Origin of the sequence: Roseinatronobacter alkalisoli, assembly GCF_028745735.1 — a bacterium.
GTDB classification, from domain to species: domain Bacteria; phylum Pseudomonadota; class Alphaproteobacteria; order Rhodobacterales; family Rhodobacteraceae; genus Roseinatronobacter; species Roseinatronobacter alkalisoli.
The window spans coordinates 25,135-36,472 of the sequence record NZ_JAQZSM010000030.1 but is presented as its reverse complement, the minus strand read 5'-3'; the positions used below and the strand labels follow the sequence as shown (position 1 = coordinate 36,472).

At 58.0% G+C, this 11,338-nt stretch carries 11 protein-coding genes; 3 read left to right on the top strand and 8 right to left on the bottom strand.

Translation table 11 applies throughout. The features are described from left to right. Positions 1–180: 180 nt before the first annotated feature. From PUT78_RS19855 to PUT78_RS19845, 3 genes are all read right to left on the bottom strand, one after another. Complete coding sequence (locus PUT78_RS19855; RefSeq protein ID WP_274354003.1) at positions 181–1,224, bottom strand: ATP-binding protein; 1,044 nt, start codon at positions 1,222–1,224, stop codon at positions 181–183. 86 nt (positions 1,225–1,310) lie between these two features. Beyond that, the gene (gene ilvN / locus PUT78_RS19850; protein ID WP_274354002.1) at positions 1,311–1,874 is read right to left on the bottom strand and encodes an acetolactate synthase small subunit; all 564 of its coding nucleotides are present in this window, start codon (positions 1,872–1,874) and stop codon (positions 1,311–1,313) included. Positions 1,875–1,884: 10 nt separating this feature from the next. Further along, a complete protein-coding gene (locus PUT78_RS19845; protein WP_274354001.1) occupies positions 1,885–3,639 on the bottom strand; it encodes an acetolactate synthase 3 large subunit in 1,755 nt (584 codons plus the stop codon). Positions 3,640–4,004: 365 nt separating this feature from the next. Between PUT78_RS19845 and parE the strand changes: the two genes are divergently transcribed. After that, a complete protein-coding gene (parE, locus tag PUT78_RS19840) occupies positions 4,005–5,954 on the top strand; it encodes a DNA topoisomerase IV subunit B (protein ID WP_274354000.1) in 1,950 nt (649 codons plus the stop codon). 27 nt (positions 5,955–5,981) lie between these two features. Then, complete coding sequence (locus tag PUT78_RS19835) at positions 5,982–6,908, top strand: restriction endonuclease (RefSeq protein WP_274353999.1); 927 nt, start codon at positions 5,982–5,984, stop codon at positions 6,906–6,908. 125 nt (positions 6,909–7,033) lie between these two features. Here the strand turns inward: PUT78_RS19835 and dapD are convergent, their stop codons facing one another. Then, entirely contained in the window at positions 7,034–7,864 is an 831-nt protein-coding gene (gene dapD / locus PUT78_RS19830) for a 2,3,4,5-tetrahydropyridine-2,6-dicarboxylate N-succinyltransferase (protein WP_274353998.1), read from the bottom strand. Between the two features lie 90 nt (positions 7,865–7,954). Between dapD and PUT78_RS19825 the strand changes: the two genes are divergently transcribed. Further along, positions 7,955–8,782, top strand: a complete 828-nt coding sequence (locus PUT78_RS19825; RefSeq protein WP_420793532.1) for an LOG family protein — start codon at positions 7,955–7,957, stop codon at positions 8,780–8,782. A 265-nt stretch (positions 8,783–9,047) separates the two neighbouring features. Here PUT78_RS19825 and PUT78_RS19820 read toward each other — a convergent pair whose 3' ends face one another. From PUT78_RS19820 to PUT78_RS19805, 4 genes are all read right to left on the bottom strand, one after another. Then, positions 9,048–9,473, bottom strand: coding sequence for a protein tyrosine phosphatase family protein (locus PUT78_RS19820; protein WP_274353997.1), 426 nt, complete (start codon positions 9,471–9,473; stop codon positions 9,048–9,050). Positions 9,474–9,490: 17 nt separating this feature from the next. Further along, complete coding sequence (locus PUT78_RS19815) at positions 9,491–9,925, bottom strand: DUF6691 family protein (RefSeq protein WP_274353996.1); 435 nt, start codon at positions 9,923–9,925, stop codon at positions 9,491–9,493. Next, positions 9,925–10,353, bottom strand: coding sequence for a YeeE/YedE family protein (locus PUT78_RS19810; protein ID WP_274354004.1), 429 nt, complete (start codon positions 10,351–10,353; stop codon positions 9,925–9,927). Before PUT78_RS19810 ends, PUT78_RS19815 begins: the two co-directional genes overlap by 1 nt. Before the next feature lie 75 nt (positions 10,354–10,428). Next, positions 10,429–11,292 carry an MBL fold metallo-hydrolase gene (locus PUT78_RS19805; RefSeq protein ID WP_274353995.1) on the bottom strand — a complete coding sequence of 288 codons (864 nt, stop codon included), beginning with the start codon at positions 11,290–11,292 and terminating at the stop codon, positions 10,429–10,431. Between the last annotated feature and the right edge of the window lie 46 nt (positions 11,293–11,338).

Here is an 11,338-nt window from a genome sequence, read left to right as displayed (position 1 = left end):
CCGCGAGGCATTCAATATCGCATCCTCCACCTGACCGCCCATCGTCAGGACATTCAGACGGATCGCTTCCAGATCACGGTCAAAGGCAGATAGCGTATGCGGCTTCATGGCAACATCCCTTCAGTTCTCGCAATCCATAAACAAGCCATGTGACAGTTCCATGACACACAACACACTCACTCACACGCAAGACAGAAACGTCACAAAACACGACCCTGCAGTCGGCGTGCTTTGGATCACCAGCCGCCCGCGATGACGCGCCAGAATATGCTTCACAATCGCCAGCCCCAGCCCGGTGCCCCCGCTGTCGCGCGACCGCGCCTTGTCGATGCGGTAGAACCGTTCTGTCAGACGCGGAATGAAGATCGGGTCAATGCCTTCGCCGAAATCGCGCACAAAAACCCGCAGCACCGCGCCGTCGAAACCGGCCATAGTGGCGCTGACACTTGCTGTCACCTCAACCCGGCCACCACTGCCACCATATTTCAGGGCATTCTCGATCAGGTTGTGATAGACCTGCACAAGCTGATCGCGGTCGCCGGGTATCTGCGGCAGGTCCGGCGGCAGGTCACAGACCAGGTCCATCCCCGCGGCTTCGGCCTGCGGGCGCAATGCGGCCAGTGTCACGCGCAGCACGTCCTCAATGGCCACAGGATCGCGCGGGCGGATTTTTCCCACTGCTTCGACGCGCGACAGCGACAGAAGATCCTCCACCAGACCGGTCATGCGCGTCGCCTGTCCTGCCATGATGTCCAGAAATTCCGCCCGCGCGGCCGGATCATCGCCCGCTGGCCCCTGCAATGTTTCGATAAAACCCGCAAGCACCGTCAGGGGCGAGCGCAATTCATGGCTGACATTGGCGACAAAATCGCGCCGTTGCGCACTGGCCGCTTCAATGTCGGATATGTCGCGCAGGCTGATCACCAGACCGCGCCCGGCCATCCGCCGCGCATTCACCCGCCAGATGGTCTCCATTGCGCCGCCGCTGGTCGTGAAACCGGCCTGTTCGTCATCGCCGCCGGACAGCACACGCCCCAGCATGGCCGCAACTTCAGGCTGGCGTAGATGCGCACGTATCTGCGCACCATCAATGCGCCGGCCAAACAGATCCACCGCTGCGGGGTTCGCGGCTGTCACGATCCCGTCATCATCCACCAGAAGGACCGGTTCTGACAACGCCGATATCAGCGCGGCAAGTATGTCATCGGTCTGCTTCCCGGTCATGCCGTCCTGCCCAATCCGCCACGCCACAGTTCATACTGCCTTTGGGGCGGATTGGCAAAGCCTGTTGCCGCGTCGGGCAAACCGTTTCAGCGGATACCGCGCGCCAGTGCCGCAACACCTGTGCGCGCGACTTCTGCAAGGCCAAGGGGCTGCATCAGCACGGCGAAAGCGTCAACTTTTTCCGGTGTGCCAGTCATTTCGAAAATGAAACTTTCCAGCGTTGAATCGACAACATTGGCGCGGAAAATTTCGGCCAGCCGCAATGCTTCGATGCGGTGTTCGCCCTTGCCCTGCACCTTGAACAACGCCAGTTCGCGCTGCACGGACGGACCTTCGACCGTCAGATCATGCACTTCATGGACGACCACCATGCGTTCAAGCTGCGCCTTGATCTGGGTAATCACCTGCGGCGTGCCGGAGGTGACCACCGTAATGCGCGAGCGGTGACCAAGGTGGTCCACTTCGGCCACGGTCAGGCTGTCGATATTATAGCCGCGCGCCGAAAACAGCCCGATGACACGGGCAAGGACACCCGATTCATTATCGACACTGACCGCAAGCGTGTGGGTTTCGATGAGTTCCGCATTCGGGTCGCGCAGATCATAGGCGGAATGCCTGGACGAACCTTTTTTGATTTTCAGGGGGGACATTGTTTGCTCCTTACACCAACACCGCGCCGGAAGCGCCGATAACGCCCTGCGTTTTTGCCTCGCCCAGCAGCATCTGGTTATGGGCATTGCCTGACGGGATCATCGGGAAGCAGTTTTCGTGCTTTTCCACCAGACAATCAAAGATCACCGGCCCGTCATAGGCCAGCATTTCGCGGATGGCGTCGTCCAGATCGGCCTCGTTGTCGCAGCGGATGCCCTTGCACCCAAATGCCTCGGCCAGTTTCACGAAATCGGGCAGCGCTTCGGACCATGAACTGGAATAGCGTTCCCCATGCAGGAGTTCCTGCCACTGGCGCACCATGCCAAGGCGTTCATTGTTCAGGATGAACTGCTTGACCGGCGCGCGGTATTGCATGGCGGTGCCCATTTCCTGCATGTTCATCAGCCAGGATGCCTCTCCCGCGACATTGATGACCAGCGCATCGGGATGGGCAATCTGCACACCGATGGAGGCAGGCAGGCCATACCCCATGGTGCCAAGCCCGCCAGAGGTCATCCAGCGATTGGGATCCTCGAACCCCAGATATTGCGCGGCCCACATCTGGTGCTGGCCCACTTCGGTCGTGATGTAGCGGTCCATGCCCTTGGTCAGCGCTTCAAGGCGGGCGATCGCGTGTTGGGGGCGGATGCTGCCGACAGAAGGTTTATAGGCCAGACAATTGATCGATTTCCATTCGTCAATCTGTTTCCACCAGCGCCCCAGTGCCTCGCGGTTGACCTTGCGGCCGCGCGATTTCCAGATTTTCAGCACGTCTTCCAATACATGGCCAACATCACCGATGATCGGCAGATCAACCGTGATCACTTTGTTGACAGAGGACGGGTCAATATCGATATGCGCCTTCTTCGAATTGGGGCTGAAGGCATTCAGCCGCCCCGTGATACGGTCATCAAACCGCGCGCCGATATTGACCATCAGGTCGCAATCATGCATCGCCCAGTTGGCTTCATATGTGCCATGCATGCCCAGCATGCCCAGCCATGATTTCCCCGATGCCGGATAAGCCCCCAGCCCCATCAGGGTTGATGTGACGGGGAAACCGGTCGCTTCGGTCAGTTCGCGCAAAAGCTGGCTGGCGGCAGGGCCGGAATTGATGACACCGCCGCCGGTATAGAATACCGGCTTTTCCGCAGTTTCGATCAGTTCCACCAACTGGGTGATCGCGTCGATATCGCCTTTGACGCGGGGCTTGTAGTGGTCGGTCCTGACCTTCGGCTTGTCAATATAGGTGCCGGTGGCGAATTGCACATCCTTGGGGATATCCACCAGAACCGGGCCAGGGCGGCCCGCAGTCGCCACATGAAACGCCTGATGAATGGTTTCCGCCAGCTTGTCGGTTTCCTTGACCAGCCAGTTCATCTTGGTGCAGGGGCGCGTTATGCCAACAGTGTCGCCTTCCTGAAAGGCGTCAGAGCCGATCATGAATGTCGGCACCTGCCCCGACAGGACAACAATCGGGATCGAATCCATCAGCGCATCGACAATACCGGTTACAACATTGGTCGCGCCCGGACCGGATGTCACCAGAACCACGCCGGGCTTGCCGGTGGAACGCGCATAACCTTCGGCGGCATGGATTGCGCCCTGTTCGTGGCGCACCAGAATGTGGCGGATGTCGTTTTGCTGAAAAATCTCGTCATAGATGGGTAGCACCGCACCGCCGGGATAGCCGAATACCACTTCCACCCCCTGATCTTTCAGGGCTTGTACCACCATTCTGGCTCCGGTCATCTGACGTGTCATCTGTGTTGCTCCATCGAGGCATCAATTCAGGGTCGCATTCGCGCGTTCAGGCAATAAAAAAGCCCCCGTGGTGTTTCGGGGGCGCATGGAAGTCAGATAGGGTATCCGTCACCGGCCCATGCGCATCTTTCCTACCACAATTACAAGTGCATTCTTCATAGCCATTCACCGCCCTTTAGCGTGGCCAGAACCTAAGCCCCCCTCTTGCCCACGTCAATGCCGAAAATGCAGGCCATTGCGCAAAACGCCCCAAAAACTTTGCATTTATTGCGCGACCGCCAGGGCAGCACCAAGTCTTGCGTCATTGGCCGCGCAATGGTCTATTGCTGGTAGATATTCCCCCGAGAGAATCGAGCAATACCCCCATGAGTGACCTTTTGCAGAATTCCGAAACTTATGATGCTTCGTCAATTGAAGTGCTGGAAGGGTTGGAACCTGTCCGCAAACGCCCCGGCATGTATATCGGCGGCACGGATGAACGCGCGCTGCATCACCTTGTGGCCGAAGTGCTGGACAATTCTATGGACGAAGCGGTTGCAGGGCATGCCAACCGCATCGAAGTGGAATTGCATGCCGATTTCAGCGTGACCATCCGCGACAATGGCCGCGGCATTCCCATTGACCCACATCCCAAATTTCCGGGCAAATCCGCATTGGAAGTGATCCTGTGTACATTGCACGCAGGCGGAAAGTTTTCCGGCAAGGCCTATCAGACATCCGGCGGGTTGCACGGGGTGGGCGCGTCCGTGGTGAACGCGCTGTCGGATCACATGCGCGTGGAAGTGGCACGCAACCGGGAACTTTACGCGCAGGAATTCTCGCGCGGCATTCCGCGTGGCCCTGTTGCCAAGGTCGGCCCCGCCCCCAATCGGCGCGGAACCACCGTTACCTTCCACCCGGATGCCGAAATCTTCGGCACGCTCCGGTTCCGCCCGGCACGTATGCTGAAGATGGTGCGGTCCAAGGCCTATCTGTTTTCGGGCGTGGAGATCCGCTGGAAATCCGCCATCCCCGATGGCGACACCCCGATGGAAGCGACATTCCATTTCCCCGGCGGGCTGGCGGATTACCTGAATGAACAACTGACCGGCAATGTCACCTATTCAGACAAACCCTTTGCGGGCAAGGTCAGCTTTCAGGAAAAATTCAACCAGCCCGGTTCGGTGGAATGGGCAATTAACTGGACACCTGTGCGCGACGGATTCGTGCAAAGCTACTGTAACACTGTACCCACCCCCGAAGGCGGCACGCATGAACAGGGGTTCTGGGCAGCGGTGCTGAAGGGTATCCGCGCTTATGGCGAACTGGCCAATAACAAGAAAGCCGCCCAGATCACCCGAGAGGATATGGCCGCAGGCGGCTGCGCGCTGGTGTCGTGTTTCATCCGCGAACCGGAATTCGTGGGCCAGACCAAGGACCGGCTGGCGACGACCGAAGCCGCGCGCATGGTCGAAGGGGCGGTGCGCGACCATTTCGACAACTGGCTGGCGGCCGACCCCAAAGCCGCAGGCGCGATCCTAGATTTCCTTGTGCTGCGCGCCGAAGAACGCCTGAAGCGGCGGCAGGAAAAGGAAACCAGCCGCAAGACCGCCACCAAGAAGCTGCGCTTGCCCGGCAAACTGGTGGATTGTTCGGCCACCAACCGCGCGGGCACCGAATTATTCATCGTCGAAGGCGACAGCGCGGGTGGGTCGGCCAAGATGGCGCGCGACCGCAGGACACAGGCGCTCCTGCCCCTGCGCGGCAAAATCCTGAACGTATTGGGGGCGGCCAGCAACAAGCTGGGCACGAATGCCGAAATCAACGATCTGTGCCAGGCCATGGGCGTGGGAATGGGCAGTAAATTCCGCCTCGATGACCTGCGCTATGACAAAATCATCATCATGACCGATGCGGATGTGGATGGCGCGCATATTGCGGCACTGCTGATGACGTTTTTCTTCACCCAGATGCGGCCCATGATCGACGCAGGCCATCTGTACCTGGCCTGCCCGCCGCTGTTTCGCCTGACGCAAGGGGCCAAGCGCGTCTATGCGCTGGATCAGGCCGAAAAGGACCGGCTGATGGCCGAGGGGTTTGGCGGCAAGGCCAAGGTGGACGTGTCGCGCTTCAAGGGTCTGGGCGAGATGGACGCCAAGGATCTGAAGGAAACCACCATGGACCCGGCCTCGCGGCGCCTTATCCGGGTGAATGTGGATGATGATTTACCGGGCGAAACATCGGATCTGGTTGAACGGCTGATGGGCAAGAAACCGGAATTGCGCTTTCAGTATATCAGCGAAAATGCGCGGTTCGTGGAGGAGTTGGATGTTTAGCGAGACAATATTACAAAAGGAAAATTGATGCCGGTTCCTGACTTTCAAACGCTTATACGCCCTGTTCTGCAACTTTTTTCAGAAGGCAAAACGAGCGTCAAGGAATGCATAGAGCCCCTGAAAGAACGCCTCGGCATAACAGAAGAAGACGCCCAAGAAACTCTTCAAAGCGGTCAGACGGTTTTGTACAATCGGGCTCATTGGGCGAGAACCTATCTTGGGAAGGCAGGTATGCTCGAATCTCCCAGACGGGGCACACATCTTATAACCCAGCAAGGTAGAGATTTCCTTTTAAAAGCTCCGGACCGTATAACCATTTCTGATCTCAAGGAGTACCATAACTTTCTGGATTGGCACAATCAAACCGCCGGCGCAGAAGACGAAGCAGACAGTAGTTCTACGCTTGAAGCACTTGAAGATGCCGCATCACTCACACCCGAAGACATAATAGAAAATGCGAAGGAAAAAATTGATCTTGCTCTTGCAGAAGAATTAATTTCTGCATTGTTTCAAATGTCGCCGATCGGCTTCGAGAAGTTAATACTTGATCTTTTGCAGGCTATGGGATTCGGGCGGGGCAAGGCTGAATACAAACGACTGACTCCGGCCACTGGCGATGGTGGGATTGACGGCGTAATAAACGAAGACGCACTTGGTCTTGACGCAGTATATATTCAAGCAAAGCGGTATGCTGAGAATAATAAAGTCTCCAGGCCAGACATTCAGAGATTTGTTGGCTCATTAACCGGCGAGAGCGCGACCAAAGGCGTATTTGTTACAACATCCGATTTTTCAAGAGAAGCAGTAGCCTACATTGATAGAATCCAGCAAAGGGTTGTGCTAATCAATGGAAAAACTCTTGCACGCCTTATGATTGAATACGATGTGGGTGTACGAGTCAGATCTGTTGTAAAAATAAAAAGTCTTGACGAAGATTATTTTTCGGAACGCTGACGATAGCTTGCACCGAATGTCGGACGCATCCCCGCTGCGCAAGTGCCAACGCGCAGTTCCTATCACGCTATCAACACGCCCCATGAAGGGTGCGCGGAAACCACGCACCCTGCCGGGCAGCGCGGTCAGTCGCGCAGCAATTCGTTGATGCCGGTTTTCGACCGTGTCTGTGCATCCACACGCTTGACGATCACCGCACAATACAGGTTCACCCCCCCCTTGGACGGCATGGTGCCCGACACCACCACCGAATAGGGCGGCACTTCGCCATAGGTCACATTGCCCGTTTCACGGTCCACGATCTTGGTGGATTTGCCGATATATACTCCCATCCCAAGGACGGACCCTTCACGGATGATGCAGCCCTCAACCACTTCCGAGCGCGCGCCAATGAAGCAGTTATCCTCGATGATGGTCGGTCCGGCCTGCATGGGTTCCAGAACCCCGCCAATGCCCACACCGCCTGACAGATGCACGTTCTTGCCGATCTGCGCGCAGCTGCCCACGGTGGCCCATGTGTCCACCATCGTCCCGCTGTCCACATAGGCACCAAGGTTGACGAAAGACGGCATCAGCACCACGCCCGGTGCAATATAGGCCGATTTGCGCACCACACAGTTCGGCACGGCACGGAAGCCCGCAGCCTTCCAGCGCGCGGCGTCCCAGCCCTTGAACTTGCTGTCAACCTTGTCCCACCAGCCGCCATTCTGCGGCCCGCCTGAATGGGGTTCCATATCCTTGATGCGGAACCCCAGCAGCACGGCTTTCTTGGCCCATTGGTTGACATGCCATTCACCGCTGTCGCGCCGTTCGGCCACGCGCAAGGTGCCATTGTCCAGCGCGTCCAGCGTCGCTTCAATGGCGTCGCGCGTTTGCCCCCTGGTATCAGGGGTGATGCTGTCGCGGGCATCCCATGCGGATTCGATTGCAGTTTCAAGCGCGGCGGTGTCGGTCATCGGGGACTCCATTCCTCTGGTCAACGGTTGGGCTTGGCTATAGCCTTGGGGCAAGCAAACCGCAACTTCCACGCGCAAACGGAGGCCCTTTTGAACGAGAACCCCAAACACCGCATCTTTCCTGACGCCAGCGAAGACATCCGGCACTGGGACGACATCCCCGATACCGCCCAAACCCGGCACCCCGCCTATCGACTGGCTTTCGCCGACAAGGATTTCATGCTGCGCGATGAACTGCGCCCGGTGCGGTTACAACTGGAACTGCTGAAACCCGAATTGCTGATGAATGAACGCGGCATCCGCTCCACCATCGTGATGTTCGGCGGGGCGCGCATTCCCCGCCCTGAAGCCGCCGATCAGGCACGCACCCCCACATTGGCCGGTCTGGCGCGGTTTTATGACGAAGCCCGCGAATTCGCCCGCCTGATGACATTGCGATCCGTGCAAAGCTATGGCCGCGAAGATGTGATTGTTACAGGCGGCGGCCCGGGCGTAATGGAAGCGGGCAATCGCGGAGCCAAGGATGCGGGCGGCATGTCCATCGGGCTGAATATTGTGCTGCCGCATGAACAGGCCCCCAATGCCTATGTAACCCCTGACCTGTGCTTCAATTTCCACTATTTCGCCATCCGCAAGATGCATTTCCTGATGCGTGCGAAAGCAATAACGGTGTTCCCGGGGGGCTTTGGTACGCTGGACGAGTTATTCGAGACGCTGACATTAATTCAGACAGATCGCATGCAGAAAATGCCCTTTGTCCTGTTCGGGCGCGAGTTCTGGCAGAAGATCATCAACTGGGAGGCACTGGCGGAAGCGGGCACCATCAGCCCGGAGGACCTGAAGCTGTTCCATTTCGTCGAAACTGCGTCTGAGGCGATTGAGATTATCGATAATTTCAAACCCGACGGGTGCGATTAAGGTAATGGCGTCAATCTGGAACTGCCTCGCGCAAGGACTGCGGCGAAAAGAACAGATCAAGACATGACAACCTGATCGCAAGGTGAAATTGGCCTGAAGGGGACATTTGGGGAAATTCCCAAAGGTGCGGAGCAAAGGCCGCAAGGCCGCCGCGCCATCGGCGGGCCGTCCCGCGGCCCACCGATGGCGCGGGCTTGAGCCAAGCGCGAACGTCCCCTTCAGGCCATTTTCAACAACCTGGCGTTCAGGCCAAGGTCATCACGCCCTACCCCCTGGCCAGCTGTTCCAATGTGGGGCGGAAGGGTTCCAGTGCGTAGCCGAAACGCGCGGGAATTTCGATCAGCTCATCCGTGGGGCGCTGGCCCGCCTGACTAAGTGCCCACACAATGGACGACCGGTTGCCTGACGCGCAATATGCCAGCACAGGGCCATCACTTCCGGTTAATGCCGCGCCCTGAGCGGTGACATTTTCCATGGTGATCGCGCCACCAATCACCGGGTTGATGATAAAACGCAGGCCCGCCTCTTCTACCGCGCGGCCTATGGCATCGGCCTGAACCTCGGGGGGGATTTCGCCATCCGGGCGGTTGCAGATAACCGTGGTAAATCCCGCTTCGGCAATGTCTGCCACATCATCGGGGGTGATCTGGGGCGATACGGCGTACGTGTCGGTCAGGTGGCGAATGTCCATCTGGTGCTCCTGCTGGGTCAGTATGCGGCAAGCTTGTCGATGCGCACACGAATTGGCTTTGCGATGACCATACCGCCGATCATCGCAAGGATAAAGACGATCCCGCCTGTCCCGCCCCAACTGAGTGATGCAATCGCCGGTCCCGGGCACAGCCCCACCAGACCCCAGCCCGCACCGAACAGGACAGACCCCACAACAAGGTTATGCCCCAGTCGTGGGTCCGGTCTGGCCGGAAAGGGCTGTCCAACCAGCGATTGCGCGCGCCGCGTTGTCATGTTCCAGGCCAGCAGCATCGGCAGGATGGCCCCGCCCAGGACAAAGGCCAGCGTCGGATCCCATGCGCCGAAAATGTCCAGCCACCCCTGCACTTTGGTCGTGTCGGTCATGCCTGACACCAGCAACCCGGCACCAAAAAGCCCGCCTGACGCGGCAGCAAGAATGATACGTTGCATCAGATCACCCCCAGCACATGCCGGAACAACACCATCGCGACCCCGCCTGCCAGCAGATAGAACACTGTCGCGACAATCCCGCGCAGCGAAAACCGCGAAATGCCGCACACCCCATGGCCGGACGTGCAGCCATTGGCCAGACGTGTTCCAATGCCCACCAGTAGCCCGCCAGCAACGATAACCCATAGGTTATTCGTGATATTGGTCGTCACCTCTGCATTATAGAAGGGCAGCACCAATGCAGGCGCCACCACCAGCGCGGCCAGAAAGGCCAGCCGTTCATCCCAGTTGGACAGGCCGCTGCGGTCCACTAGCCCGCCGATAATCCCGCTTGCGCCCATGACACGGCCATTGCCCAGCAGGAAGATGGCCGCGGAAACACCAATCATCAGCCCGCCCACAAGCCCCCATATCCAGTCAGTTTCGATCATTTTTTCTGTCCTGTTCGCGTAGCAACGCGGCAGAATTCACTGCCGCGCATGTGTTTCCGGTTTGGAAGGAACTCAAAGTTTATCAACCGGCACTTTCAGATAGACTGTGCCGTTTTCTTCGGCAGGCGGCATCTGGCCCGCGCGCATATTCACCTGCAAGGATGGAATGATCAGCCTTGGCATTGCCAGTTCAGCATCGCGTTCATTGCGCGCGCGCACGAAATCGTCTTTCGATTTGCCTGCTCCCACATGTTTGTTCAGGCGCTTCTGCGCCCCGACAGTGGTTTCCCAGGCATAGGTGTCGCGTCCATCGGCCTTGTAATCATGGCCCACGAAAATGCGGGTGTCATCTGGAAGCGCCAGGATTCTCTGAACCGAATCCCACATCGTTTCAGCCGACCCGCCAGGAAAATCACACCGTGCCGTACCGAAATCGGGCATGAACAACGTGTCCCCCACGAAGGCCGCATCGCCGATCACATAGGTCAGACAGGCGGGAGTATGGCCGGGTGTGTGCATGACATCGCCGCGTATCTGGCCAATATGGAAGCTGTCGCCATGTTTGAACAGCACATCAAATTGCGATCCGTCGCGTTGGAATTCAGTCCCTTCATTGAACACTTTGCCGAATGTATCCTGAACAACACGGATGTTTTCACCAATGGCGATCTTGCCGCCAAGACGTTCCTGAATATAAGGCGCGGCGGACAAATGGTCGGCATGGACGTGGGTTTCCAGCAGCCATTCGACCTCATAGCCCTTGTCCTGCACAAAGGCCACGACCGCATCTGCCGAGCGTGTATCCGTCCGGCCGGAGGCATAGTCGAAATCCAGAACCGAATCCACGATCGCACATTTCGCGCTGTTGGGGTCGCGCACGACATAGGTGACCGTAAAGGTGGCTTCGTCAAAAAATGCTGTGACTTCGGGGGGCATGGCGCGTTCTCCGTTTTCATGTCTGAACTGCAATATAGCCACCCCG